This is a genomic window from Avibacterium sp. 20-132, assembly GCF_023611925.1.
Lineage (GTDB): Bacteria > Pseudomonadota > Gammaproteobacteria > Enterobacterales > Pasteurellaceae > Avibacterium.
Window position 1 is genome coordinate 1823373 of sequence record NZ_CP091456.1, and the last position, 26759, is coordinate 1850131.

Genomic DNA, 26759 nt, shown 5'->3' on the forward strand with positions numbered 1-26759 from the left:
CCTAAAGTAGAAATATTTTAAATGTTATACTATATTGCTTGTACGAAATACAGTCTATTTGCCGAGAATGTAATCGGCTTCTTGGTTTCGGCGTCTTGCATTGACACCTTTATTGTCCACTTGACGCCGTCTAATCGCATTGGCTAATAAGGTCATATCGCCTGATTGTGCCGAGGCTTGTGCAGCACTAATGACACTTTTGGTCTTATTTAACGTACCGTAGTTATAAATATAAGAGGTTAATACAGCTTGAGCCCGATCAGATAAACCATTCCAGGTTTGTTCTGAAATCTCTCGTTTTATTTGGTTCGTATAGAGTTGAGTTCTTCGAGCTAGATCACGCTCTGCATCTTCTCTGGTTACGGTCATTCCAGGTTGTACTTTGATCACTGTACCATCCGCTTTGGTAATGGTATCTGAGCCGTAGCCTACACGATGGGCGTTTACGTCCCAATCCGCTTTGCTGATGAATCCCTCAAATGTTCTTAATAATCCCGTTGCTTGATCAAATGAAGAACCGTTAATTGGTGCAATGGGATTGTAACTGCCCGAATAAATACCCGCTTTACTCCCTGTGTTATAAGGCGGTCTATAAGGCACAACGTTGTTCACAATCGGAACATCTAGGGCAATATTTCGGCGAGGTAAGGCAATATCGCCTGCTTCCATATGATCTTCTGCATTTGGCGTGCCGTAAGCTAAGTCATTGACACGTTTATCCACGTTGTCATAGCCCTCTCCATGATTGCCAACATTGGCTTCGCGGTTGAGTTTGTTTTGGAGCACAACAGATGCGGTGTTACTGGTGATCATTTTTTGCATATCCATTTCAAGTTTGACTTGAGAGATTTCCAAATCAATTTTATTTAAGGCTTTCTCCAGCTCTTGTTGTGCATTTTGATCGGCGGCCACATAAGGCTCTCGCATTCCTGCGAGTATTGCTCGACGTGCTAGCAACATTTTTTCCATCACTTTGGCTGTCGCGATTTCAGCACTCAAACGTTGGCTAAGCACTTCCACGTCGGGATCTTCGCGTAAGGCTTCAATGAGTCCCCGTGTAACAGGAATAGTATTGGAACTCAGTTCAGCCAGCATTTCTTTACTTGGGGTATCCATATTCAGCACTTGTTCGAGTTTCTCTATGGTTTGCACATTTTCTTCCTCAATCGCAGGTGCTAGCCCAACCCCCGCTTTTGAGCTGGTTTTCGGGCCACAATCTTCTGTACAGGTCGAGATGGATTGTTCACCAATGGCTCTGGTTAAAAAATCAGAGAGTTTTTGTGGTGAGTCAAAGATTTGGCAAGTTGCCCCTGTACAAGATTGGCCGAGCAGTGGACTTTCATCTAAGGCATTACGGTTATGTAAGAGGTTGTAACCCGTTTTAGAAACATCTTCAATCAGTTTGATTTGTTTTTGATTTTCGCCGCCGCGTTTTTGTCCCCCAATCCATTCTTTACCATTTTTCCCTTTATTGTCTTCCGATTTTTTCTGTGCTTTTTGTGCATCAGGTTCGGTGGCCACAATGTCTTTATAATTTTCCAAATCCGCCGATTTTGCCCAACGCCCATTTAGGGTATAGTCAGCAAGTTGCTTGGACATCGCTTCACAACTGGTTTTTAGACGATTAAAATCAAGCCGTCCTTGATAAACGCCATTAGTCAGAATGTCATAAAGCTGCGGATTGGCACGCTGAATAACCATCGCAGGAAGACTGGCTACCGCCCCTTTTGCCGACTCCATCACGTTTCCCATTAAATCCTTAAATCCCTCCGTGATGCCATTTAATTGGTTTTTTACGGTGGTTTTAATGTCAAAATTACCGCACATTAAATTGGCTTTCCAGCCGATCCCAAATTCAATGGCTTTTAGGGATTTTGCTCGTGTCGGTGGTGTCATATAGCCTGAACCGCCGCCGATTTGATAGTAAATTTGATCGGATAAAACAGAGTCGGATTTATTGAATTGAATGTTGTCTAACAGGGAACTCTCTGCATAAATGGGAGATGTACTGAGTGCGAAAAGTACCGCAACACTGACTTTATTGAGTCGTTTCATTTTGTTTCCTTTTATTCGTTGTCGTTATACCAATCAATACTGTATAAAAAGGTTTGTCCACGACGCTTACAGCATTTATAAGGACGCCATAACGCCCAGGCATAATTGCCTTTTTCAGATAACATTGTTGGCGGGGTATCAGGGAATGCACTGCAAGATTGTTGCATCTCAGGGGAGAGTTGTTGCCATTTATGATTATTGGCATTGCCTTCTTTAACGGGTTTAGGATACCAAGTGCCTGCACCGCCTGTTCTCGCAGCAGGCTGATAAATATGGAGTTGTCCTGTGCGGGTAACAATGTCGGCAACACGCTGTGCAATGACGGCTGATGCCTTATAATCATCCACTTGGGTTACCGCACCACCGCGAGGAAAAATATTTCCCCACATCTCCGCCCCTGAACGCACTTCACGCATTCCTGGCGTGAGGGCTTCAGGGTAAAACATCTCGGGCAAATTTTGTCGCCAAGCAAAGTAATCAAGACTACTTAAAAAATACGGCATAAATGGTGTTGTTTGGGTTTGGCAATAATAACCTGTACTTTTTAACAAATTACCAATCGCCCCTTGAGGGTGGCCAAGTGCAGTAGCATTTTTAAAATTAAGCTGGCTGTAATTTTTTTGTGGTGAGCGATATTCCCCGCCTTTAACCCCTTGAGACATCACATTCATTTCTGACCACGGATTTTGTCCATCGTGGTTATAGGCTGAAACCACCATTTCAGGCAAAAAGTGGCGTACTTTTGTTGAAGTGCGAACTTTGCAACCAAAATAAGTGCAGAAGAGCCAGAAACAGGTGCCAACCACCTTGTATTCTAAGCAGCTAGTTGAGGCGCTCGATGCCATAATGGTTGCGGTATTGATTTCGCCTTGTGCTGTTGTAGTAAAAGCAAGTGCGGTACAAAGTGCGGTCAGTTTTTGCGGGATTTTTATTGTCACGTTATTTTCCCTCTTTTTGATTTATCCATTGTTTCCAAAGTTGAATGGCATACTGAACATCAGTGACACCATAAATAACACCTTGACCAAATTGTGGGCTGTCAAATAACATCGCGGGCACTTTGCGAATGCCCATTTGCCAGCCCATGATCACGCCTTGATAAGCCTGCTGTAATTCGCGGATTTGGGTTTGGCTATCAGGACGTTGAAAAAACGCTTTAGCTTGATATTCCGCTTGTGTAGGATTGGTACTTAAGCCTTGGCTAAGCTGGTCTTCCCATTGTTCGACGCGGTCGAGATGGTAAAGATGCTGAGCTAATTGGACATTTTGAATGGGATAGGCTTGTGTGCTGAAAACCGTGATATTGACTTCGCGTGGAAGTTCAGCCCAAGCAGCTATACTGATACTTAAACATACAAGGAGCGTTCGCTTTATCATGACCTTTTACCAACTAAAAGAGAAATAGCCCAACCTTAGCGAACTTCCAAAATGAACTGAATAATTAATTCTCTTTGAAATAGAAACAATTATTGTGCAAAGAAACAGCAAAAAAGGATTTTTTTATGGGAGTGAATTTTGTATGATAAGGGCATTAAGTCAGCTACTTTGGTAGCCCTTAAAACGTTGCAGAACACCTGAAATAGCAACGGACTAGCCCGCTGTGGTAGTTGTGTTCATTGCCGAAATAACCTCAGCATTCTGAAAGAGGTTTCAGTGATTACACTGTGAATGTGTCTTTTATCTCACCTGTTCAGGGAAAAATGTCCCTGCAGGGCGTTTCTCCTTGAACCTATGTTTAACTTCAATGGAGAATGCATTATGAGCAATTCACTTCCTTTCGATCCCTTTGGATCATCTCAACAACCCGAAAAAGCCAAAAAATCTTTTTCCTATGTTTTAGGTCGGGGTTTAGGCAAAGCCGTGGTTTTTGCACGCAACAAACTATCAGGCGTGAGCCAAGCAGTTCATCACAGTATTGAAGACGATGTTCAGCGACGTTTGGCTGAGCAAGAAGCCTTTCACGAAATGTTGCAACAGCAACAGGAAATTTCGTATTGTGAAGAAATCGAAAAACTTAAGCGGCGTCATTTAAAAGTCGTTCTCTCAATGAGCTTAATTGGCTTACTGATGGGGGCGGTGTCTGCGGCTATCTTATTTTGGTATTACTAAACTGACATTTAGTTAACCTTGCTACGTCCTTTGGGGAAACATATTGCTTCCCACAAGGAGGTTGTGTTTCCCCACTATTTTTAAGGAGAAACACAATGAGAGTGCAAATTTTATTCTCAGCAGTTGGAGATTATATGCCGAAATATCAGCATCTTGATACTAAACCCCAGCAAGCCTTGATTGATGAAATTATTCAGCGAGCTAAGGCTGTTTGGGCAGCTCGCCAACCACAAGAAAGTGCGGTGCGATTTTTACAAAAAATGCCAGCACAACATGGTTCACATTTTCGTTTTTTGGAGGTGACTCAAAAAGATGAAAATACCTTGTTGGTCTCAGGAGGGCGAACAAGATGAAAGCCAAGCTAAAAGCATTATTCCATCATTTACAGACAGTAACGTTATTGCGCTTAAGTGATGATTTACGCAAAGGGGCTTACCTGATGGGACTTGTAGGAACGGTTTTATTTTCAGACAACGTTTCTGTTCTTGAAGGGGGTTTAACCCTTCAACACCTATCTTAATCGTATCACGATAAGATATTCCTATCCTTAGGGGAAAACCTTTCCCTTGAGGAAATGTGTTTCCCCTTTTTTATTTTGGAGAAACACAATGAATATTTTACACACTTATTTTGACAATAAATTGGTTGAAGCAGGCTTTCCAAGTGAATTAACTATTGAAAGTTCGCTTTCTTATAGCCAAGGCGATGGCGTTGCTTTTTATGGGCGACTTTATTCTGATGATTGGATAAATTTGTATAAACACATTTATCCTGATCAAACAGAGAAAGCCTATCGCCGATTTGCATTTATTGCCGAATATATCGGGGCGAATGAGTATTTCAATGTACTTGACATTACGCGTAATCATTTCGGGTATCGTTATTCACATTGTAATACGATGAGTCTTGATGCTCGTCCAGCGGAAGAAGCGTTTTGCTTTCGAGATATTCGCAACAAAGATAAAGAAATGTTCAGAGAAATCTGGGATAGCTTTATTGCGGATTTAGGTGAATATATTAAAGCCATCTCAACAATGCTGGAACGTCTCGGTTATCGTTTACTGGAGTCGATGTATATTGAACCAGAAGAAAAACGTCGCACCATTAACACCAAGCAGTATCGCATTGAATTTACGGTTGAACCTGTGCCTTTTCATTATGGCTATTTTAGCTCAGAAGATTTTGGCTACGAGGATACCAATCAATTTTGCGAAGCCATCTTGAGTGGTATGAAAATCGTTGATTTAAGTGCCACGGTATATCACAAAGCACTCGGCATTCAAATGGGTGAGAGTTCTTTAAGTTGGTGTACTTGCTTGAGTGAGGATACTACTTACGGCGGCAGTCAACGTTATTTAATCCTTGATGCTATTCGTGAAGCAAGAACCTTTGCACACAAGTTGGCGGGCTTAACGCAATTACGTCAGCCTCAATAAATTGACTGACTTTTCAACCCAATCGGGGAACATTCCCGATTGTGGGGCTGTTCCCTTTTTCTATTTAGGAGAACAGTAATGAACAATTCAACACAGAAAACAGATATTTACCAAGAAATTACCGATCGCATTATTAGCGCACTTGAAGCGGGCACGGTTCCTTGGCTAAAACCTTGGAATAACCCTGAGGGTAATTTAGGTATCCCTCGTAATGCGGTATCAGGACGATACTATCAAGGAATAAATATATTACTTTTATGGCTTGCGGGTGCAGAAAATGGCTATCGACAATGTAAATGGATCACCGCTCGCGCGGCCAACAAATTAGGTGGCTATGTGCGTAAAGGTGAGAACGCGACGATTGTGGCGAGCTATTGTCCGATTGAACGTGAAAAATGCGACGATGAGGGTAACCCGATTTGTGATGAAGAAGGAAACCCTGAAATGGAGCAGTTTGCCATTTTAAAACGTTATCCTGTTTTCAACATCGAACAATGTGACGGTTTGCCGAAAGTAATGTTTGATCACGTTCAAGAACGTACAGTAGATGCTGAGCTGACCCAATACCAGATTTACGCAGATATTCGCAAAATTATCGATGGTATGTCGCTGACAGTGAATATCGGACCAAGTCCTAACGCTTTTTATCGACCGAGTGCCGATAAAATTGTGATGCCTGAAATGAAGCAATTCCATTCAGAGCAGGATTTTTACAGTGTACTTTTGCACGAAATGACGCATGCCACAGGGCACGCCTCGCGTTTAAATCGAGAAGGCATTGCCTCAGGTAAAGCCAAATTTGGCAACAAAGTCTATGCGTTTGAAGAGCTAATTGCTGAAATGGGCGGGGCATTTTTATGTGCACATCTTGGGTTTAACCAAGTTCCACAAAATGCCGCCTATATTCAAAGTTGGCTCAAGATTTTGAAAGAGGATAATCGTGCCATTCTCAAAGCCTCAGGGTTTGCCCGCAAAGCCTGTGAATATATGCTTGAGACGCTTGATGTTCAAAAACAATATGAACATTACTATCCTGAAGCAGCGTAAACCATACGGAGTGGCATCATTTAATGATGCACCTCTTCCTTTCAACCTTTAAAAGTGCGGTGAAATTTAACCGCACTTTTCCCAATGGGGATACATTTATCCCTTTGGGGTAGTGTATCCCTTTTATCATTTAACTTAAATAAGGAGATACACAATGCCAAATTGGTGTGAAAATACCCTTGAAGTAGATACGACCAATGCAACGTTAGCAAAAGCGATTGCTGAAAAAGTCTTTCGATTTGATCCAAAAGAGAAAGAACGAATCGTTGATTTCAATTTACTGATCCCTATGCCTAAAGAGTTAAATATCACTTGTGGTAGTTTGGGTGATTTCTCAGAAACATTGCTTCGTTTGGATCAGTCTCAGACACTAACGGATAACCTTATTGCGGATTATATTACTGGAAATGAGAGAAAGGGGTTAAGGCTCTCTTTATTATCTCGACAAAATAATTGGACTATTGGCAATTTTGTTTATTTTTTGAGAAATAATCCAGATGAACAAAATTATTTTGGCTATGACTTAGCATTGGGACAGGCTTATATTGATAATCAATTAAAATATGGTGCTAGAACATGGTACGACTGGGCTTATAACAATTGGGGGGTCAAGTGGAACGCAAATACCCAATATTGTGATGAGTTTAATGAAGGTAATACCTGTTTTTATGTTTGCTTTGATACGCCTTGGAACCCACCTAATGAATGGGTAAATACGCTTATTCAGACATTTCCTGAGGCCAAAATAAAATTGACTTATTTTGAACCAGGAATATTTTTTGGTGGTGTTGAAAGTTCTGATGAAGCAGAAACCTGTTATTACCAATATCCTGACTCAACCAAGCAAGCCTTAAAAATCGCGGAAGAATTTGGTTATTCTGAAGAGGATTTTAAGTTTTCTTAACAGTAAGGTTTAGACAATACGTTAACCCTAGGGGTAATTCCCTAGGGGGATTATCTCTAGTTTTTCATGGAGATAATTATGCGTAATTATGAGAAAGAATTTATCCAATTATTTAATAAGATAGCGCCTCAATACCGACGTTCTTCCGTATTTTTAGATTTTATCACACTTTCTGCGATAGAATTTTATCAAGCCACTTACGGTGCAAATGCTGATGCAGATTTAATAGCACGATTTAAGCATTCAAGGGCACGTTATGATAATGAAGAGTTTTTAAAATTGGCTCAACTTTTATCAATCGTGATCAATGCACTCACTGAGAAACCATACGATTTTCTCGGGACAGTTTTTATGGCACTGGAACTCGGCGACAATTATAAGGGGCAGTATTTCACCCCCTCTTATATTGGTGATTTAATGGCTAAAGTCGTATTACAAGATTGTGATAGTACGATAAATCGCAAAGGATATATTACCCTTTCGGAGCCTTGCTGTGGATCAGGTGTTATGGTGATCGGTTGTGTTAATACACTGTATGAATATGGATTTAACCCTCAAAAACAGTTTTGCGTGCATTGCCAAGATGTTGATTTCACAGCTGCGATGATGTGTTATATACAATTATCACTTTTGCACATTCCCGCTTGTATCGTTGTAGGGGATACCTTATGCGATGAACAACGTATTTGTATATATACGTTAGCGTATGTTATGGGGGATTGGTCATCAAAATGGGCTCTCAGTGATATTCAAAATAAAGCAGAGGCTGAAATTGTCGATGCTGAAGAATGGATTGAAACTGAATCGACATTAAAACCATCGTTTTTCCCTGCCATTGTGGGAGAGGAAGAAGTACTTGATGAAGATGAAGTGATTTTTTACTGATAGAACAAAAGCACTCAATAATGAGTGCTTTTTACTATTACGACGATGTCAAATACATTAGATAGGTATATAGACTTACTGCTTTCTAAGCATGTATTCAATATTATCCAATGTGTCCAATAGCACTGTTACAAGTACTTTGTTGTCTGATTTCTTTTGTAGTAATTTAGATATACATCTGTTGAAGTAGGTTGAATTATGCATTAACAATCCAAAATTTGGAGCTGTTGTTATCGTTGCCGTTTTGATCTCATTTCTAAATTTAAAAGTAAATTCTATAACTTTATCTCTACAATAAAGTTCTAATGTCATGCATAGAAAACAGAATAATAAATTTATAAATGCTTCCTCTGTAAAAGCACAATATAAAGAAAAAAATAAACTGCACATAAGAAGGCCAGAAAATATATAAATTAGGATATTAATATTCTGTATAATTTTCCGTTCTCTTTGTTTTAAGAATTTCCTTAAGTAGTTAGAAAATTCAGTAAACTCAAATAGATACTTTATTAATTCTTGTTTTTCGTTCATTTTGTTTTTCCTTATGTGCATCTTCATTTAATAGGACTATTTTGAGTAAATGCCGCATTCAGTTTTAAAATGTTATGGTTCATGATATTCCTCATTACCGTTTTTAATTATATTAAGTATTATATTTTCGCCAAACCCGTAATACCGTACTTTCACTTGTATTAAGGATTGCAGCGGTCTCTTTAATGGATGTCCCATTTTTTCGCTGTTCAATAATGGCGTGGTGTAATGCGGTATTAGGTTGCCGTCCTTGATATTTCTTTTGTTTGCGTGCTAGTGCAATTCCCTGATATTGTCGTTCTTTTCGTTTTTGGAAATCATTGTGTGCCACACTGACGGCAAGTTTTAAAAACATATTCTGCATTGCAGAAAAGAGATCCGACATTAAAAATTTAGGGTCAAAAACCTCCGCACTTGTACCGAGGCTTTGTGACACGGTATCAAAGTCAAATACCTCAGGAACCTGAATTTTTGCCCCTTTTGATTGTATGGCATTAATTAACTCAAGGGCTTTTTTCGGTTCTAACCGTGTTAAGCGATCGATACTTTCAGCAATCACGATATCGTTTTGTTGCAAATCACTAATTAACCGAGAAAGTTCTGGGCGTTTTTCCCATTCTGTTGTACCTGAAATTTTTTCACGATAAACCGCAACCACATAAAATCCTTTTTGTTTTGCGTCCTCAATCAATTTATCTTGGCGTTGTAGGTCTTGCTCTTCGGTTGAAACCCGCATATAAATTCGTGCGAACATAAAATACTCAATATACCTTCATTAAGGTCATTTTTTTATGACTCTGTTATTGAACCCCATTTTCGGTCTAAATGACGGAGGCATTTAATGGCTTTTTGCCAGTGTCATTGAGGTATACCCTAATGACGGTCACTATTTTGCAAAATATCAGGGGATTTTTAGATAGTTAATTGTTTTGAAATTTCAGAGAATTTAGGAGAGGAAAAGTCATTTAGGATAAATATACTGGAACAGGAGGAATGAGATTACATAACAATGAGAGCTTTGATTATCGTTATATCCCTTCTTTTTTCAAGTTGGGCCAATGCTCAAATTCAAGCGGGCCAAATTTGCCACGCGGATCCCGAAGTGACAGAGTATAACTATGCGGGGGTATGGGAAAAATTTGAAGATGGTTGGATTTGTAATTATTGGCAGTTTTTATCAGAAGATGAATGGGAAGAAGTGATTATAGAGGAAGAAGGAGTGGAAGCAGAAATTGATGAATAAAAAGAAACCCCAATTTCATCAATTGGGGCTATCTCTTTTGCAAAGGGGGGTCCAGCTAATCAATGATCGCTATCTTCACAGTCCCTAAGTCTTCCTATATGCTATACTTCAATGACATCGTTGTCAATGTGTTAATTAATATGGTTTAAAATTATGGCATTTAAAATTAGTGAGCTTCACACTCTATTATCCCAAGCAAGAATAGAAACCTATCTATCTTACTTCAAAGATGAAGATGACCTTTCATTAAAAGATATGCAGGCATATGAACTCTATATTTGGAACATACAAATAAGTGGCGCACTTTTGGAAGTGATTAGCTTATATGAAGTAGCATTACGAAATGCCATTATTAATGCGCTAGAACCTAGTTATAGGGCACATAGTATTCTAAATGATAACTTTATTCGAGCATTAAAACCTGCAACAAGAGAAGAATTGCTCCGTATTGTAAATAAGTTGTCTTCACACAAAACCTATGAATTCCATTTCATCAATGGACGCTTACAGCCATTAAGAATAGATACTAATGAGATTTCGTCAGGAAAAGTTGTGGCAGAGCTTAACTTTATATTTTGGGAAAATATGTTATCACGAACTCATCGAATGAGATGGATAAATCATTTTAATAAAGCATTCCCTAATGTTTGTATTTCCTTCCCTGATGAACGTGATTTAATAGTGAATGAGATACATAACATAACAAGCCGAGTACGTTATCTAAGGAATAGAATTTGTCACCATGAGCCAATTTTCGATGAAAGTAAAATCGATCTTATCAACGTATTTAATAATATAAAACAGGTGTTATGGTACATTTCGCCTAAAACGGCAGATATATTGAAGCAACTTGAGCGTATAAGTCAAACAATCGCACGAAAACCTCAAAAAGAAAAGGCCTAAGGGAAATCCCCTAAGGGATTTAAGGGTAACCTTTCCAAGGGAAAGGTCTTACCCGAAAAGGCCAAAGGGCTAAATGGCCTTTTCTTTCATTATTCATATTTTTTGCGAGATACCTTAATGTTTAAATCACTGACACAGTTTTTTAAATCAAAACCACATACATCTAAAATAGTAAAAGATAACGCTCTCCCAAAGCAGGATATAGACGATTGGATTAAGCCTCATTCTGCCCAAGAATTACTTAATACAGAATTGCGGCAGCGTTATCTTGGCTTGCTGTGGCAACAAGTCTCAATGACAAGGGAAATGTTTGAACATTTGTATCAAAAACCCATTGAGCGTTATGCAGAGATGGTTCAGCTATTGCCAGCCTCAGAATCACATCATCACGCCCATTTAGGTGGGATGCTAGACCACGGTTTAGAAGTCATTTCTTTTGCGGCTAAATTACGCCAAAACTATGTTTTACCATTAAATGCAGCTCCAGAAGAACAAGCAAAACAAAAAGATGCTTGGACCACAGCAGTGATTTATTTAGCCTTAGTCCACGATATTGGTAAATCTATTGTAGATATCGAAATACAGTTACAAGATGGAAAACGTTGGTTTGCTTGGAATGGTGTCCCAACGTTGCCGTATAAGTTTAAGTATATAAAGAAAAGGGATTATGAGCTTCATCCAGTATTAGGGGGATTTATCGCGAATCAACTGATTTCCAAAGAAACTTTCGATTGGCTAGCAAATTATCCCGACGTCTTTTCTGCATTAATGTATGCTATGGCGGGACATTATGATAAAGCGAGTGTATTAGCTGAAATTGTGCAAAAAGCAGATCAAAACAGTGTTGCTCTTGCTCTTGGCGGTGATATTACTAAACTTGTCCAAAAACCAGTAATTTCCTTTGCAAAACAACTTGTTTTAGCCTTACGTTATTTAGTTTCACAAAAATTTAAAATCAGTGCTAAAGGTCCAGGAGATGGTTGGCTTACCGAAGAAGGGTTATGGCTAATGAGTAAAACTGCGGCAGATCAAATTCGAGCTTATTTGATAGGACAGGGGATTAGTGCGCCGAATGATAATCGTAAACTGTTTGATGAAATGCAAGCTCATCAAGTTATTGAAAGTACGTCAGAAGGTATGGCGATTTGGTATTGTCAGTTAAAGGCAGATGCAGGTTGGAAACCAAAAGATAAGTTTAGCTTGTTACGTATTAAACCTGAGGTAATTTGGGATAATGTTGATGATCGCCCTGAATTATTTGCTGGAACAATCCGTGTTGTAGAAAAGGAAAATGAGGAAGAAGAAAATACATCGAATACAATAAATGCTGTTGCAGATACTGCACCTATAAATAAAAAAGGAAATACAGAGACTACCTCAAACTTACAAGAGAAAGATGCCGAACTTCAATCACATAATATTGATGCAACATTAGAAAATAATGATGAGAATAGTGTTGATTTTTTACTAAATATGTTCGCACCTAATAGCAATAATAAGCAAAAAGTTGAGAATATATCTTCTGAGAATTCTGAAACTGAGGCAACAATGACATTAAAATCTGAGTCAGAGGATTTAGATACTTGTATCACTGTTGAAACGGAGGCTGTTGTTGTATCTTCAACAGATAAAAATAAGCATTTAAAATCCGAAGGTCAGAAATTTGTGGATTGGCTAAAAGATAAACTGCTAAATAATAAACTCACTTTTAATGATCGTACGGCAAAAGTTCATATTGTTAATGATTGTTTATTTATTGTTAGCCCAAGTTCTTTTGAACTATATTTACAAGAAAAAGGGAAGCCTTATAATGAAGAATGTGTAAATAATTTACAATATGAATTTCAAGCATTAGGCTTACATAGAAAACGAATGATCAAGGATGATACGACTAATTTTTGGCGTTGTAAGGTGATTGGACCTAAAAAATCGTCATTCTTAACAGGTTATCTTGTCCCGAATACCAAATTATTTTTTGGTGATAAAATCTTAATAAATAATAGATACCTATTATTAGATGACTAGATACTTCTAGGTTTATCTAAAAAATATAATTTAATATGTATCTAAATCATTTAATATTTTGGTTGTCTTGACGTATTCTATAATAATATACTAATAAACCTATTAACTTTTCTTCAAGTGATGTTTGTAGCATATAATCTTGAGGCGTAAGACTGTACTGGTAAAGTTGTTGCTCAATCGGTGGATTTATATTTATAGTGCGCTCCATATCATAAAGTGCTGTTTTTAATTGAGAAATTGTTATTCCTTTTTTTTCTTGTTCTGCTGTAATTAGCTCTTTTTGTAATTGTGTTATTTTCTGTTTCAGTTGATTTTTTGCCAACTCTTTTTGAATGTATTCTACATATTTAACAATGTTTTCTTGTTGGTTTAATTGATACTGTAATTCAATATTCATTGAGTCAATTGTTAAGATACCTGGTGAACTATGTGGTATAGGTTGAAAGTTCTCACTTTTTTGTTGTAGATAAAAATAACTAACTAGAAAGGATAGTATAACACCTATGCAAAAACTACTTAGAAGGCTAATGTAGCGTCTATTATTTTTAGGTGGAGAAAAACTATGAGTTGCTTCTATCACTGGGGCATTGGGATGTTCATAGTTTATTATCTTTTGTGCTCTAGAGGGAGTTTTTTGAATTTCTTTTTTAACGTTTATGTTCTTCTTCTCTTCTATATGAAAATTATTATCCCGCTCTCTTTCTATTTTCAGTTTCTCTTGTAATAAGTTTAATGTATTAGTCAGATTACAAGATGTATTTGTATGTAGACTAATTTGATTTAGTATTTCTGTAAGGTGATTTTTTAGCCTGTAGAGCTCTTTTGAGGTTTTATCATCAATGTTTATACTTAAGATTAAAGGACTAATATGTTTATTTAACCAATTTAAGATATTTATCCTAGCCTGAATTCCATCAGGCCAGAATGTAGACCAGTGATTACTCATTAAAGTAGCCATAATGCTTAGATTTTGATTTATTTGTGTAATAGTGGGATCTAAATAAGATTTGGCAACGGTATAATAGCAAAGCGTTTGTAGATCCATACCATTTTGGTTAAATATACCATAGGATAAATTAGCAACTTTCCTCCAGTCAATACGTTTTTCTGGACGACTGAGAAAGTTGATTTGCTCCCTAATTTTTAAATAAGCATCTGTATTAGAAGGGTTTTTGCCTACTTGGATTTCCGTAATGTTTTTATCCATATTTTTCATATCTATTCTTTAAAATAAAGCATTTAAAAAGCATACTAATATAATGTTTCAGGTAATTTGAATAGTTTAAATAGTTCCTTAGAAAATGGATTGTCTGAGGCATCAATATGTACTCTATAAGTAGCATATCCTCCATCAACATCATAGCGAATATCAAATGATCCTTCTTTTTCATTACTTATTTTTCCAGTAGTAAGTAATTTCATTTGTGCCCAAGGTCCTTTGAAGATTAAACTACGTGGAGCATTACTTGATGTTGGAACGAGTGTCAGCTTACTTTCTACATTCGCATTCATTGAATTTGGCCAGACAATATTTGTTTGTTTTTTTAAGCCATGTGAATAATCAATAATTTGACCATCAAGATTTAATACACTACGTCTTTTATTTGCTGAAATATTGATTGGCTCAATGGTAAATTGAATACCAATTCCATTTCCTGTATTAAAGAACGTATCTCTAATTTCTTGAGCCAGCATTAATTGCTCAACGACATCATTCCTAATTAATGGTGAGTGATCCTCTGATAATTCAGTTAGGTCGCTTTCGATAAATGGTTTTAAATTATGTTGATAAAATTCATCCAAAATCCCATTAGGGGCAAAAAAACGGGTGAATTCACTTAGTGGAACCTCTTGTGCGCTATCAGAAAAAGGATAACGCCCATCTATATAGGTTTTATATAGTTTTACCACTTTATTGTTCCATTCAACTTCTAATGAAACAATAGCTGATTTTAATACTGCACGCCAAGAATATTCCGCAAGTTGTCCTAACCAACGAGAAACTGGTTGAGGCTGTGTTTTTGCTAATTGCTGCAGTTCTAGAATAGGATCAGATGAGCGCTGATCTATTCTTAATTTTACTGCTTGTAATGCAGCTTTTCCAGAATCTGGTGCATTATGGATGGATAGAAGATAGCGATGTAGATCAGATAGCTTCTGATAAATATCTTGCAATGCACTATTTTTGTTTTCTGCATCGTTTAAGACTGATTTTTCTTCAGCAAAACTATGATCTATCTGCGACATTAATCGATACTCTAGCGTATTTATTGCTTCTTGCAATTCCTTTCCTTCTTTATCTGGTAATATAGGCGGTAGCGTATTTTCGCTTAAAATAACCAAGGCTCGCTTAATTGTTTGTTCTCCGCCTGTTATTTTTTCAATTGCACTTATTGCTTCTTCCAGGTTAGCAAAATCCCTAATATCTAAATTATTTAGCGCAGATCGCCAAGTGGAAATATAATCATTCACATATTGTTCTGAAATACGCTCGCTAATACGTTGTCGATCTGCGTCGCTGTATTCCATATTTTCTTTAAGATTTAATACCCAACTATCCATTGCTATTAAATCAATTAAATGCTCATTTTGTTTAACAAAATAATTTTTTAGTCCATGTTCTGTAAAGAATCTAGGGATCTTCAATAATTGCTCATTATTTGCCATATACACTGTATCAAAACCTGAGCCTATTTCATCCCTATAATTCAAAGGAGCCGCAAGCACAGTGTTTGCTTTTATTTTTAAGTTTTGGTAAACCCGATCGTAAATTGAGAGACGAGCTAATTCGATTTGAGCATCCTTTATGGATAAATCATAGGGTTTATAAGCCTCAATGAGAATCTCATCTCCGTTTAATCGACCGTTAAACCAGTTAGTATGTTGCAATGCATAATCTAGATGTAACATTAGATTATCTTGTAATCCTTTTTGTCCTGGAAATTCATTACTCCAGTAATTACGCATAAACTCTTTGACAAAACGGTTATCTCTACCTGTTTTATCATCAAGCATACGCATTACCCTTAGAATTTCTAATTTTTCTTCACTTTCTGCTGGCGCATTATTGAGTTCGATTAGTAAACCACTCATAATGGCTGGAATAAACCTTAATTGAAGAAGCCTTAAATAAGTGCTTTCTACATAGGGGCCAATATCGTTACCTTGATATAGTCCCATATCCTTAAAAATATAAGATTTATCGTGATAATTGCCGTAAGATAATGTGGCTTCTCGGATCGGGTTAAGTAGTGGTAATTGTTTATCGCCAAAATGATCTTGCTCAGAGGAAATAGGGATCGCTTTAAACTCTTTTACTTGTTCAAGTACATTGATACCAGCCTGATAGTTTTTATAATAGAAGTAATGCCAGCTTCCTAATAAAGCTAATGCAAGAATACCACTTGAGATACAAAATGTTTTTATGTAAGAGCGATATTGCTTTATCCAGCCTTGGCTTTCTTGTGCGAGATTTGGATAGCTAAAAATAACTTGCTCAAAGAGTTCATTACAAAAATAAGGTTGAGTATTTTTTACTCCCCATATTGGGTAGGTTTGTCTACCAAGGTGATATTGTTCCGATGCAGACTGTACAAAAATGTCATCTATTTTCCCTTTTTGAGTTGCAGATGTCAGATAAACCCCTTTTAGAAAATGAAATGAACGACTTTTATTCGTCATTAAACTTTCCAGAAAGGGAATGCATATATCCATTGCTGTTGCTAATTGTCTTACATAGCTAAAAAGTTGGCTACGTTTTTCAGAAGTCGTTTGATAGAGTAAGGAAGGGAGTAGAGCATTCATTTGAGAAATCCAGTGATTCCAAAAATGCTCTAACTCTATTTTCCAATTTTCACCGTGTTGACTAAAGCTAATACCTAATGCAGCATCTTTTTGTTCTTTATTTAATGTATGGTAAATACTATCAAAGCCGTGCAATATATCTAGTTTTGTCATAATCAGGTAGATGGGCAATGCTCCCTGAGTCATCTCAAAAATATCTTGCAAACGCTGAGATAATAGCTTTACATACATTTCTTTCTGAGCTTTGTCTGACACTAATAATCTATGTATATCGATAGTAAGAATGATGCCATTTAATGGTTGTCTTGCTCTTTGTTCGGCAATTTGGTGTAATAAATTACCCCACAATTTTTTATATAATTTGGGTTTTTCTTCAATATTATCGAGCTGTTCTATGAGATTGTGATTAGGGTTTATTACTACGGCTTGTTTATTAGTAAATATCGAGAAATTTACTCGCTGCTCACCCTCTTCATCATTATATAATTTAGTAAAATTTCCACCTTCTTGCAGTAATGTAGTTTTTCCGCTATCTTCAATTCCTAATATAAGATACCATGGCAGGAAATAGGCATAGTCTTGTTGGTTTATATGTCTTTTGAATTGATTAACCCAATGGTCAAAATATCGACGTTGTGCATCTATTTCAGGTTTTATAGATTGATACTTTTGTTGTTTATCTTCTTGTTGACGTGCTTCAAGTGTTCTTAATCTTTGGATTACTTTCCAAGTAATAAAACTTATTGCAATAATAATTAATATAGCTGTTGTTAGCCATCTAGAAGTTAAACTTGATAGTGGTTTATATTCACCTAAAGCAAAGTGTTCTCCTTTTAGCCAGATGAAGATTAATAATGCAAACCACCCTATAATACATAGCACAATTCCTGAACTTCTAATTTTCGTTAAAAGTGGTTTAAATGTTGTTAATGCTAATGGTAATTTCATTTTTATAAACCTTATATTTTTAATTTCTATCTAATTTTTGTTTAAGTGTACTATATAAACTATCTTCCCATTCTTTTACAGAAAGATTTTCTATGGATTTATAAATAGAAAAATAATGCTGTTTGGCTAGCTCATTGAAGCCTTTCTCTTCTAGTAGTTGAGCTAAGAAAATTTGATCATAAAACTTGTCTTTTAAATCTGTATGTTTCTTTCTATTCAAGGATCCAAGTGCAATTTCAATATCTTCATTAGATAAATCATCAGTAGATGTTCCATTAACCTGAAGTGCAGATGTATTATCATTTATATACAAATTATCCTCAGATAGCCATTGTAGCAAACGTTCAGAGCAGAAAGCTGTTCCATCGCTAAAATACAATTCTTTTAATTGAGGTAAACGTTCTAAAAATTCATTTACGGAATCTCTAATAGCATTTGCTACTTCATCATAGCCCAATGAAATAGCTATCATCGCAGATAAATAATGTCCTTCAAACCAGTAAGGCGAAACAGTGAGACTATGTTCGATATCTTTCCATAATGCAAGATCTGCATTTGCTATTGATGACTCATAATAGGCGATTCGATCTGCTGAAGGTGGAGATAAAGGCGTTTTATTTTCTTCAGCTAAAGGAATTGTAGTAATGTTATTCCAAATTGCATAGCGTCTGAGTAAATAACCTAAAGGTTGGGATATTTCACGATCTAATAAATATTCTACCACCTTAAACAAGGTATTTTTCCAAGCTCTCTCATTGCTTGCATCCACTTCTATAGGGTCAATAATAGAATGATTTGATGGCGTAGAGGAACTAAACGTTTGTTTTTGTGATTTCGGTGGTTGTTTCTGTTCGGGATCTTTAGGAGTAATGGTAATTTCTCGATCTACAGCGTAACGAGAAAGTAAATCCATCAATGTCGTAGCCAGTTTGTTATCTTGCCAATATTGATGAAGTTTATTTAATAGTTGAAGTGCAACTTCTTGTTCTATTCGGGAGGCAGATTGCTTGAAGTTGTTAGCAGCATTTTCAAAACGTTTACAGATTTGTACTGTTAAACGATATTTCTTTAGTTCAGAAGATGGCGGTGCGTTTTCCCAATATAGCTCGACATAATCACTCAATAATTGCAGAGCAAGTAATACTTCTAAAACACCACCAGAATGCTGTAGCGTTCGTAATAAATGGGCTAAGATTCTTAAATCTTTACTTTCGTTAGAGAGTAGAGAAAGGGCCGTTTTTTGAACGTTATCAATATCCAATAGTTCATGTTCTAGAGAGCCTAGCTTAACCATTTCGCCATCTAAATATTCCCAGTCTAGATTTTGTTCTGAGATTTCTTGCTCAATCGGCGAACTAATAGGAGAAGCTATTAACTGACGCCAAGGATGTTGTTCTAAGTAATCCATAGTGTTGCTCAACGTTATAAAATTTATTTACCAGTGACAAGCTGTTCGTAGTGGCTTAATTTCATTAGCCAATTCTTTGATATTGAAGATCAAATCAGAAAATTCTTTATGTTTAGCTTGTATTTTTAATGTATCTGCATTAAATAATTTTTGTATTTCTTTGATCCCATCTAAACCACGGCTAGACTCGAGTAAAAAATAGTCTTCACGAACAAACCATTGTGTTGAGAATGTCGAATTTTCTGTTGTCAATATCACTGAAATACTATTTCTTTTATTGATAGGAGCCGGTAGAGCTACTTGTAATCGCGTGATATTATCAATACAACTAAACATAAGAATTGGCCTATTTGAACGATGCCCTAAAGCGGGTGTTGTTAATAGTATTGTTGGATTAGTATCTCCGTGTTCAGTTAAGATAAAATGGGTAGTATTCGTTTCGCGTTTTGCTTCCTGCTGATTTGCTCGAGTCCACGCCTCTCCTTTGGGGGAGTTTGAGTTTTGCTCCCCAGTTTCTTGACCAATAGAGATAGAATCATAGCATTCTATTCGTTCTAACACAGATTGAACCGTACGGCATTTTTTTATGTCTTTTAATAGGGAAAGATCTAAATTTTCTCCCTTTTCACTGGCGTGTATAGAAAGAGGGAGAAACAGAATTCCGATCACGTATAAAATTAGCTTAAATTGCATTCTTTGTCTCCAATTTTTGCAATAAACGTATGGTTATCAACGATAAAGTGGATATGATCTATGTTTTCCTTATTTGCTAATGCCTGTAAAAGTAATAATGAAATTGGAGGTAATAGTTGGCCATCTATAATTGATTCAAGGACTCTAGCCCCATTTTCAGATCTACTTGCACGAGATAAAATTTCCTCTTTCACTTCTTCTGAGATAGTCACTTTTGCATTAAAACGTTCAGTGAGTAGGTTAACGAGCTTATTGAGTTTTCCATTTACAATGGTCAATAGCGTTTCTTTATTCAATGGTAAATAAGGAACGATTTCCATTCTTGCCAAAAGAGCTGGTTTGAAGAAATTTGCTAGTTCAGGATAAAGCTTATCCGCTATCACTTCAGGCGTTTCGGCATTCTCTACAATAGTTTGGTAGCCTAAATTTGATGTTAGAAAGAATACAATATTTTTACAATCAATTAATCTACCTTCTCCATCGGCAAGCTCCCCCTTATCAAAAGCTTGATAAAAAAGGTTTAGTACGTCTGGGTGCGCTTTCTCGACTTCATCTAGTAAGACAACGGAATAAGGTTTACGTCTAATTGCTTCGGTAAGTATTCCTCCCTCGCCATAACCAACATAGCCAGGAGGAGAGCCAATCAAGCGAGAAACAGTATGCTTTTCTTGAAATTCAGACATATTGATTGTCGTTAGATACTGTTTCCCTCCAAATAATAAATCTGCAATTTGTATTACTGTTTCTGTTTTACCGACACCACTTGGACCTACTAATAAGAATGAACCTAGCGGGCGTCCTAATCTACGCAAATCAGCTCTTGCAGTAAGTAAATGTTTATATAGGTGGTGAATTGCAAGATCCTGACCTTTTATTTCTTGGGTTAAGAATTGAGGTAGATGAGTAATTGTATTCAATTCATCTTGTGATAATTTGTCTAATGGGACTCCGGTCCATTCTGCAATAACACTTTCAATCTGTTGTTTCGTCACTTGAGGTGCAACAAGAATTTGTGTTTCTTGTAATTTTGATAAACGAGAGGATAAATGTTTTAACTTATTGATATTTGATCTTTTATTTGCAACATCATTATTTAAAAGAGTCTCTCTTAATTTTATAATCTGGTTTACGCAATCTTTTTGCTTTTCCCATTGTTTAGATAAGGCATCCTTTTGCTTCTGTATATGATTGTATTGTTTATTTAATTGCGTTAAACGAACATTATTTTGGCTAAATCCTATTGAAATTTCACGCTCTAATAGCTCAATTTCTAATTTTATCTGTGATAATTGATTCTGAAATAAGGCTAGTTGTTTTGGCGGAGAAGTGAAATTAATAGCCACCCTAGCACAAGCTGTATCTAGTACATCAATGGCTTTGTCTGGTAATTGTCTGCCTGTTAGGTAACGTTCACTCAATTGAGCTGCGGCAATAAGCGCTTCCTCTTCAATCAATACATTATGGGCGGTTTCATAAATATTTTGCAACCCCCTTAAGATCACTATAGATTCTTCAACATTTGGCTCATCAACCTTGACTAATTGGAATCTACGAGAAAGTGCGGCATCTTTTTCAAAATATTTTTTGTATTCACTCCAGGTAGTTGCAGCAATAGTTTTTAATTCTCCTCGAGCAAGTGCGGGCTTCAATAAATTGGATACATCTAACCCACCTTGTTGATTACCTGCACCAATTAATGTATGAGCTTCATCTATAAAAAGAATTATTGGTTTTGGTGAATGACTAACTTCATACATAATACCTTTAAAACGTTTTTCGAACTCACCTTTTACAGATGCACCAGCTTGCATAGCTCCGAGATCTAATGTCATCAACTCGGTATCTTTCATATTTTCAGGGACATTTCCTTCCACAATACGTAAGGCAAGCCCCTCAACTAATGCGCTTTTACCAACGCCAGCTTCTCCAACGATGATCGGATTATTTTTTCTACGACGACAAAGTATATCAATCATTAAGTTAATTTCGTCATCTCGGCATAAGACAGGATCTAATTTATTTTCTCTTGCTAATGCGGTCACATTCTGTGCATATTTATTAAGAAGCTGATGTTCAGTTTCATAGTTATTTCTATTTTGCTCTCTTTCGAAAGTATCGCTTTCACTAGAGCCAAATGTAATTTGCTCAAATTGTTGCTTTAATAAATCACGATTGATATTAACTAAGATATTCGATACTTTGGGTAATAAGTAACGTTGTGGTGTTGCAAGTAAAGTTAATAAAATAGCGCCACTTCTAAGGACTTTTTGATTAAGTTCAGTGGTTGTTAGCAACCAGGCATCTTGTAATAAATCTACTAATAATGGTGAGAAACTAGGGTAGTTCCCCTCAACTAAAGATGGAGTTTGAGGTAATGTTTCTTGGAGCTGTTCTGACAGTGTATCTACGTCGATGTCAAAATGAGAAAGTATTTTTCTTATATCACAAAGTGGGGTTTTTATTGCTTGTAATAACAGATTAGGTACCAAAATTTCTGTTTGGTTTTCTGACATACATTGTGCAGCAGTACTTTCCATAATGGATTTAGTAACTGGAGAGAGTTTGGCAATAAGGCTGGATAATTCTACTTTCATACATTTTCCTAATTAAGTAAATTATTTAATTGCTCTAAAATTACATCACTTTGATGGTCTAGCATAAAGAAATAGACCGCATAAATACAAGTTAATACGATAATGAGATAGATAAGAATTCTTTTAATTGTGAGCTTTTTGGTTAATGAATAAGGTTGTTGTATTTGCTCATCATTATTTTGATATAAAACAAGATGTTCTGGTTTATTCTCTCTTAATGTGAGGAGCAAATCATATAAACGTTTAAAAATATCTTCAAACTCAGCATTATGATTGTTTATTTTGTAACGTCCTTTAAACCCCAAGGAGAAGCATAGATACATAAATTCAAGGAGATCTCTATAACGTTTAGGTTCAGACATTAGCTTATCGAGTAGGATATAAACTTTCTCACCACCCCAAGTCTCATTATGGAAATGAGTCAATAAGGATTTATTTAACCAGCTATTGCTGCTTCCCCATCCATGCGATAGCACAACCTCATCAATAAATGTGCATAAAATATATCGGAAAGAGACAATCATACCAGCTTCATAATGATTTTCTCTTAGTAACTGCTCCATAGACTGTATATCCGTCACCACTTGCGAATACAGTTTCTCGGGCATCATATCTGCATTTACTTCTTTTAGGCGTAAAATCATTCCGAGTAATGGCGTTGCAGCATCAATCATCTTATTAATGTTATTTCCGCGCAATGGAAGATGATAATATTCTTGTAATGATAAATCAGACTGATCGAACATAAATTAATTCCTTATCGCCCATAAATGCATATCTAAATCTGGAAATTCGCCTGATATATGGAAAGCAATAGTTCGATTACGTTTAATTTCTTGCCATTCATCTGAATTTGTATCTAGCTGAAAATAAACATAACCTGCATGGTAAGGTAGCTCTCTTGGGGCTGCGCCTAATGATATAAGAGAAACACCGGGTACTTGTACACTTACCAGTTGCTGTAGGCGACCTTGAGAGGTAACTTTGGTTTGATGCATAAATTGATGAGTTAAATTTTCAACAGGTATCCTTGCAGATACAGCTAAAATAAATGTTGCAGTGTTGAGTAATTGTTCATCATTAATTGCTGCAGAACGAATGCCATGTTCGTTAATAGCAAGTTGGATTGATACTGCTCTAGGTGTTAGAACTGTACTTAATGCCATTCTAATTTCTGAACATAGTTGCTGAAAACTTTTTGTCAAATTAAGGTGATCATAAGGAGGGAATGGGCTTACTGTTCTCGAAGCATCAGTAAAAACCATCAATTCTCCACAAAATGAAGCAAGTTCTCGATAAAAATATTCAGGATGTAAATTAGGATGAATATTTAAATGACGATAAAATGGCAACTTACGGTTAAGTAATTGTAGCATTAAAAATTCAGAAACCTCAGCAACGCCTCGCTGTCCAGGAGAACCAATGCGAGATGCCAATGTTAATGTTCGTTGATCCAGTGTATTTTCCATTTCAACGACAAAATCTTTCAATACCGTAGAAGCAGAGATTGTCATACAGGTTGGAATAAACTTTTCATCTAAAATAATTTGGCCATTTTCCAATCGCTCTTTTATTTTAGCAATAGGGATATAGGTATAAGCACTCTTATCTTCCATTTCAAACATTAAGCGTGGTGATAATTGAGCTAAAAATATGGTTGAAGTATCTCCATGAGGTGTATGCAAATCTCTTATTTCTTCATGAACTTCTTTATAACGTACGATATGATTATTTTTTTGATTTTCTGATTGAATTTCATTAATAGTATTCGTTAAAGTAGGTAATGCTAAATAAATGCATTGTCCAACGACATTATCACCTTGTTTAACTTCAAGAATATTTGGGTTGGCATCTTGAGATGGTATATCAAAATAAGTACCATCAGAAAAATAACCTTTTGCAGCGATGAGAGAAATTCTACCTAAGTTCAAAAGCTCCGAATCAATTTCTACGTATTGTAATCCATAATTATACCCTGTTAGAGAAAGGAGCTGGTTCGACAGTAGATAATCTAAATGCCGTTGTTGTTGCTGGAAGTGCTGAGGTCTAACAAAAGTCCCTTCTCCCCAAATAACGCGATTTCTTGTTGCCATATTTATTCTTTATACTCCTTAATATCAAATGTCCATTTTTTTAAATAAACTAAAATATTATAATGGTATCCCTTACCTTTGATTGGAATGACTTTGCGCCATTGTGCTTTTTCTGGATCTGAGTAATAGGCAATAACCCCTAAATAACGTGTATCTTTATCTAATGTAATATCAGAAATAACCTTGTACTGATCTGGTTGAACTGCATAATCTTGATGAGAAATATAGTTTTTTCCTAGTATATCTTTTAAGCTATCTCCTTCAAATTGTTCATAGTAAGAGGCGAGTAATTTTGAGTCTTCAGAAAGATAAATAACTTGTAATTCTAAAGGGGAAGGCTCACCATCATCATTAGGATTAACATTATTATCAGTTAATAAAGTTAATGCCATTGTAGATGGCCGATCTTCAATTGGTCCTACTGGGGTGCTAGGGTCACTAATTATCTGCCCAATTTTTGTCGCTGTTTCTAAAGTGCTACTGCACCCAATTAAGACTATGCTAATTGGTAAATAAATGGCAATTTTCAGGAAAAAACTAAATTTGCTAATCATACTGAATCCTATTACTTACCCTGTTCCCGTAATGCTTTATCGTAGGCTTGTTCGTATACTTCCCAAAACAGTTTCTCAAAGCCTTGCTGACGTGTTGAAGTCAATTCTCGATAGTAATTTTCATACATTCGCCAAGCCCAGGATGGATCCATGTCTTGCCGTTCATTACTGCGGCGATAATTTTCAAAACGAGCCAATAACATTTCGGGTGAGAATGCCTGTAAGATTGCAGATAACGCACTAATGATAGCCATTTTGTTTGCTTCATTATGAATGAGTAAATTATTTAAACATTCAGATACAGCAGCAGGCGCAGCTAAATGAACAGGGCTTTTTTGATTCCCAAATAAAATGTCCATTGTGGCTGGATAATCTAAGTTTAAACGTAAGGGATTATCCTCAATAGGGCGTAGGTGTTTATCTGATAAACTACTTTGAGCTTGCTGTAAACGTAATAGACCATCAACTGTTGCTTTTAATGTGCTTCCTATCTCACTTAGAATATCATTGATGTCTTGGCTATTGTTTAACGGTATTTTCGTATCCATTTCTCGTAGCAAAGGAGAAATAGTTACATATGCATTTTCAATATATTCGGATTTTTGATGTTGTTCAGGTTGTGGTAAATCAATAAAGTTTGATGAAGACATGGTAGCGCGTCCTATATTTGAAGAGGTAGCCGAAGAGTGAGTAAATGGACTTTCATTATTTAATAATCCTGTGGAGGAAACTGTTGGATCATCATTAGATAAGGCTGATAAAGGATCTAGACTTTTATCCTCTTTGAGGAAATTATTTGTTTTATTCTGAGGGGAGGAGAATTGTTTTTTATCTCCGATTAGGTGTTTTAAATGATCTTGCGTACCGATAATTTCTACTGGTTCTAGAGCGAGAGATTTAAGATCCACATCTTTTTCATTTTCAATATAAACTTTAATCTCTATATTACCAATGGTGATGATGTCACTTTTATTTAATCTAATAAAACCAGAACGAGAATTTATCATACTTCCATTGATCGAAACCTCATTCTTACCGGTGACTTGGAAGCAATAATGGTTATCTCGCCATTCAACTCTAGCCTGGTCGGGCTGAATGTTATTCTTGGTATCTTGAATAACCCACAGATTATTCTTACTGCTACCTAGCGTTCCTCCATTGTAATCAAAAATAAAATAAGCCTGACAGCCACTCTCTATATTTGCAGAGTTTGTTACTTTCAGGATTAGAGTCTTATTGTCTCCGCTTATCATTTTATTGCTCCATACCAATTTGTGTTAGTTTTTTTACTGATAATAATAAAAAAACTAAAAATAGATTTAACAACTAAAGAAGAGGCTGCCTATAGGAAAAGCAAAATACAGACACCCTGCTTAAACCTCGGACATAAAACATTATATAACTAAATATGTTTTTGTGGAATCTTTCATCTTAATGAATAAATACAAAGTCGAGCATTGTTTAGCTTGCATTGCATATATAAACTATGCTGAAATAATGTTCAATCTATATAAGCATAAGGAACGC

24 protein-coding genes are annotated in these 26759 nt (G+C 36.3%); 10 read left to right on the forward strand and 14 right to left on the reverse strand.

The genetic code is table 11. The features are described 5' to 3' along the window. Window positions 1-54: 54 nt before the first annotated feature. The 3 genes from L4F93_RS08755 to L4F93_RS08765 are packed head-to-tail and all read right to left on the reverse strand — an operon-like array spanning window position 55 to window position 3432. Window positions 55-2055, reverse strand: a complete 2001-nt coding sequence (locus tag L4F93_RS08755) for an integrating conjugative element protein (protein WP_250349928.1) — start codon at window positions 2053-2055, stop codon at window positions 55-57. A gap of 11 nt (window positions 2056-2066) precedes the next feature. Beyond that, the gene (locus L4F93_RS08760) at window positions 2067-2993 is read right to left on the reverse strand and encodes a TIGR03756 family integrating conjugative element protein (protein WP_395895764.1); all 927 of its coding nucleotides are present in this window, start codon (window positions 2991-2993) and stop codon (window positions 2067-2069) included. A gap of 1 nt (window position 2994) precedes the next feature. Then, window positions 2995-3432 (reverse strand): TIGR03757 family integrating conjugative element protein, encoded by a 438-nt coding sequence (locus L4F93_RS08765; RefSeq protein WP_250349929.1) that lies wholly within the window; start codon window positions 3430-3432, stop codon window positions 2995-2997. Between the two features lie 381 nt (window positions 3433-3813). Here L4F93_RS08765 and L4F93_RS08770 point away from each other — a divergent pair, with 381 nt between their 5' ends. The 7 genes from L4F93_RS08770 (at window position 3814) to L4F93_RS08800 (ending at window position 8436) form a co-directional block, all read left to right on the forward strand. Continuing rightward, the gene (locus L4F93_RS08770; RefSeq protein ID WP_035686545.1) at window positions 3814-4164 is read left to right on the forward strand and encodes a hypothetical protein; all 351 of its coding nucleotides are present in this window, start codon (window positions 3814-3816) and stop codon (window positions 4162-4164) included. Between the two features lie 95 nt (window positions 4165-4259). Then, a complete protein-coding gene (locus L4F93_RS08775) occupies window positions 4260-4517 on the forward strand; it encodes a hypothetical protein (RefSeq protein WP_250349930.1) in 258 nt (85 codons plus the stop codon). Further along, the gene (locus L4F93_RS08780; RefSeq protein ID WP_250349931.1) at window positions 4514-4684 is read left to right on the forward strand and encodes a hypothetical protein; all 171 of its coding nucleotides are present in this window, start codon (window positions 4514-4516) and stop codon (window positions 4682-4684) included. The genes L4F93_RS08775 and L4F93_RS08780 overlap by 4 nt, the downstream gene beginning before the upstream one ends. Before the next feature lie 88 nt (window positions 4685-4772). After that, window positions 4773-5600: a hypothetical protein gene (locus L4F93_RS08785; protein ID WP_250349932.1), complete on the forward strand. Its 828-nt coding sequence runs from the start codon at window positions 4773-4775 to the stop codon at window positions 5598-5600. A gap of 78 nt (window positions 5601-5678) precedes the next feature. Next, a complete protein-coding gene (locus L4F93_RS08790) occupies window positions 5679-6647 on the forward strand; it encodes an ArdC family protein (RefSeq protein ID WP_250349933.1) in 969 nt (322 codons plus the stop codon). A 154-nt stretch (window positions 6648-6801) separates the two neighbouring features. Then, window positions 6802-7551 (forward strand): hypothetical protein, encoded by a 750-nt coding sequence (locus L4F93_RS08795; protein ID WP_250349934.1) that lies wholly within the window; start codon window positions 6802-6804, stop codon window positions 7549-7551. Window positions 7552-7629: 78 nt separating this feature from the next. Beyond that, on the forward strand, window positions 7630-8436 hold the full coding sequence (locus L4F93_RS08800) for an N-6 DNA methylase (protein ID WP_250349935.1): 807 nt from the start codon (window positions 7630-7632) through the stop codon (window positions 8434-8436). Between the two features lie 75 nt (window positions 8437-8511). Here L4F93_RS08800 and L4F93_RS08805 read toward each other — a convergent pair whose 3' ends face one another. Both L4F93_RS08805 and L4F93_RS08810 read right to left on the reverse strand, forming a co-directional pair. Beyond that, window positions 8512-8967: a hypothetical protein gene (locus L4F93_RS08805; protein WP_250349936.1), complete on the reverse strand. Its 456-nt coding sequence runs from the start codon at window positions 8965-8967 to the stop codon at window positions 8512-8514. Between the two features lie 112 nt (window positions 8968-9079). Beyond that, window positions 9080-9721: a recombinase family protein gene (locus tag L4F93_RS08810; protein WP_250349937.1), complete on the reverse strand. Its 642-nt coding sequence runs from the start codon at window positions 9719-9721 to the stop codon at window positions 9080-9082. A gap of 348 nt (window positions 9722-10069) precedes the next feature. On the opposite strand from L4F93_RS08810, the gene L4F93_RS08815 reads away from it, so the two are divergent. The 3 genes from L4F93_RS08815 (at window position 10070) to mobH (ending at window position 13138) form a co-directional block, all read left to right on the forward strand. Further along, window positions 10070-10210 (forward strand): hypothetical protein, encoded by a 141-nt coding sequence (locus tag L4F93_RS08815; RefSeq protein ID WP_250349938.1) that lies wholly within the window; start codon window positions 10070-10072, stop codon window positions 10208-10210. Between the two features lie 153 nt (window positions 10211-10363). Beyond that, entirely contained in the window at window positions 10364-11113 is a 750-nt protein-coding gene (locus tag L4F93_RS08820; RefSeq protein WP_250349939.1) for an Abi family protein, read from the forward strand. A 117-nt stretch (window positions 11114-11230) separates the two neighbouring features. Next, entirely contained in the window at window positions 11231-13138 is a 1908-nt protein-coding gene (mobH, locus tag L4F93_RS08825; protein WP_250349940.1) for a MobH family relaxase, read from the forward strand. 46 nt (window positions 13139-13184) lie between these two features. Here the strand turns inward: mobH and L4F93_RS08830 are convergent, their stop codons facing one another. The 9 genes from L4F93_RS08830 to tagH are packed head-to-tail and all read right to left on the reverse strand — an operon-like array spanning window position 13185 to window position 26485. Beyond that, window positions 13185-14354 carry a type VI secretion system ImpA family N-terminal domain-containing protein gene (locus L4F93_RS08830; RefSeq protein WP_250349941.1) on the reverse strand — a complete coding sequence of 390 codons (1170 nt, stop codon included), beginning with the start codon at window positions 14352-14354 and terminating at the stop codon, window positions 13185-13187. A 35-nt stretch (window positions 14355-14389) separates the two neighbouring features. Next, window positions 14390-17890, reverse strand: coding sequence for a type VI secretion system membrane subunit TssM (gene tssM, locus L4F93_RS08835; RefSeq protein WP_250349942.1), 3501 nt, complete (start codon window positions 17888-17890; stop codon window positions 14390-14392). A gap of 19 nt (window positions 17891-17909) precedes the next feature. Further along, a complete protein-coding gene (tssA, locus tag L4F93_RS08840; RefSeq protein ID WP_250349943.1) occupies window positions 17910-19298 on the reverse strand; it encodes a type VI secretion system protein TssA in 1389 nt (462 codons plus the stop codon). Window positions 19299-19325: 27 nt separating this feature from the next. Beyond that, window positions 19326-19991 (reverse strand): type VI secretion system-associated protein VasI, encoded by a 666-nt coding sequence (vasI, locus tag L4F93_RS08845; RefSeq protein WP_250349944.1) that lies wholly within the window; start codon window positions 19989-19991, stop codon window positions 19326-19328. Beyond that, on the reverse strand, window positions 19976-22585 hold the full coding sequence (tssH, locus tag L4F93_RS08850; protein WP_250349945.1) for a type VI secretion system ATPase TssH: 2610 nt from the start codon (window positions 22583-22585) through the stop codon (window positions 19976-19978). Before tssH ends, vasI begins: the two co-directional genes overlap by 16 nt. Before the next feature lie 8 nt (window positions 22586-22593). Beyond that, on the reverse strand, window positions 22594-23331 hold the full coding sequence (icmH, locus tag L4F93_RS08855) for a type IVB secretion system protein IcmH/DotU (RefSeq protein ID WP_250349946.1): 738 nt from the start codon (window positions 23329-23331) through the stop codon (window positions 22594-22596). 3 nt (window positions 23332-23334) lie between these two features. Continuing rightward, the gene (gene tssK / locus L4F93_RS08860) at window positions 23335-24678 is read right to left on the reverse strand and encodes a type VI secretion system baseplate subunit TssK (RefSeq protein WP_250349947.1); all 1344 of its coding nucleotides are present in this window, start codon (window positions 24676-24678) and stop codon (window positions 23335-23337) included. Between the two features lie 2 nt (window positions 24679-24680). Beyond that, window positions 24681-25232, reverse strand: coding sequence for a type VI secretion system lipoprotein TssJ (gene tssJ, locus L4F93_RS08865; protein WP_250349948.1), 552 nt, complete (start codon window positions 25230-25232; stop codon window positions 24681-24683). An 11-nt stretch (window positions 25233-25243) separates the two neighbouring features. Beyond that, window positions 25244-26485: a type VI secretion system-associated FHA domain protein TagH gene (gene tagH, locus L4F93_RS08870; protein ID WP_250349949.1), complete on the reverse strand. Its 1242-nt coding sequence runs from the start codon at window positions 26483-26485 to the stop codon at window positions 25244-25246. Window positions 26486-26759 lie beyond the last annotated feature (274 nt).

Coding starts and splice junctions, on each gene's coding strand:
- L4F93_RS08790 (WP_250349933.1), top strand. CDS start 5,679: ATGAACAATTCAACACAGAAAACAGATATTTACCAAGAAATTACCGAT.
- tssJ (WP_250349948.1), bottom strand. CDS start 25,232: ATGATTAGCAAATTTAGTTTTTTCCTGAAAATTGCCATTTATTTACCA.
- tssH (WP_250349945.1), bottom strand. CDS start 22,585: ATGAAAGTAGAATTATCCAGCCTTATTGCCAAACTCTCTCCAGTTACT.
- L4F93_RS08800 (WP_250349935.1), top strand. CDS start 7,630: ATGCGTAATTATGAGAAAGAATTTATCCAATTATTTAATAAGATAGCG.
- L4F93_RS08785 (WP_250349932.1), top strand. CDS start 4,773: ATGAATATTTTACACACTTATTTTGACAATAAATTGGTTGAAGCAGGC.
- L4F93_RS08765 (WP_250349929.1), bottom strand. CDS start 3,432: ATGATAAAGCGAACGCTCCTTGTATGTTTAAGTATCAGTATAGCTGCT.
- L4F93_RS08770 (WP_035686545.1), top strand. CDS start 3,814: ATGAGCAATTCACTTCCTTTCGATCCCTTTGGATCATCTCAACAACCC.
- tssK (WP_250349947.1), bottom strand. CDS start 24,678: ATGGCAACAAGAAATCGCGTTATTTGGGGAGAAGGGACTTTTGTTAGA.
- vasI (WP_250349944.1), bottom strand. CDS start 19,991: ATGCAATTTAAGCTAATTTTATACGTGATCGGAATTCTGTTTCTCCCT.
- tagH (WP_250349949.1), bottom strand. CDS start 26,485: ATGATAAGCGGAGACAATAAGACTCTAATCCTGAAAGTAACAAACTCT.
- L4F93_RS08795 (WP_250349934.1), top strand. CDS start 6,802: ATGCCAAATTGGTGTGAAAATACCCTTGAAGTAGATACGACCAATGCA.
- icmH (WP_250349946.1), bottom strand. CDS start 23,331: ATGTTCGATCAGTCTGATTTATCATTACAAGAATATTATCATCTTCCA.
- L4F93_RS08830 (WP_250349941.1), bottom strand. CDS start 14,354: ATGAAAAATATGGATAAAAACATTACGGAAATCCAAGTAGGCAAAAAC.
- L4F93_RS08780 (WP_250349931.1), top strand. CDS start 4,514: ATGAAAGCCAAGCTAAAAGCATTATTCCATCATTTACAGACAGTAACG.
- L4F93_RS08805 (WP_250349936.1), bottom strand. CDS start 8,967: ATGAACGAAAAACAAGAATTAATAAAGTATCTATTTGAGTTTACTGAA.
- L4F93_RS08775 (WP_250349930.1), top strand. CDS start 4,260: ATGAGAGTGCAAATTTTATTCTCAGCAGTTGGAGATTATATGCCGAAA.
- L4F93_RS08755 (WP_250349928.1), bottom strand. CDS start 2,055: ATGAAACGACTCAATAAAGTCAGTGTTGCGGTACTTTTCGCACTCAGT.
- mobH (WP_250349940.1), top strand. CDS start 11,231: ATGTTTAAATCACTGACACAGTTTTTTAAATCAAAACCACATACATCT.
- L4F93_RS08810 (WP_250349937.1), bottom strand. CDS start 9,721: ATGTTCGCACGAATTTATATGCGGGTTTCAACCGAAGAGCAAGACCTA.
- L4F93_RS08820 (WP_250349939.1), top strand. CDS start 10,364: ATGGCATTTAAAATTAGTGAGCTTCACACTCTATTATCCCAAGCAAGA.
- tssA (WP_250349943.1), bottom strand. CDS start 19,298: ATGGATTACTTAGAACAACATCCTTGGCGTCAGTTAATAGCTTCTCCT.
- tssM (WP_250349942.1), bottom strand. CDS start 17,890: ATGAAATTACCATTAGCATTAACAACATTTAAACCACTTTTAACGAAA.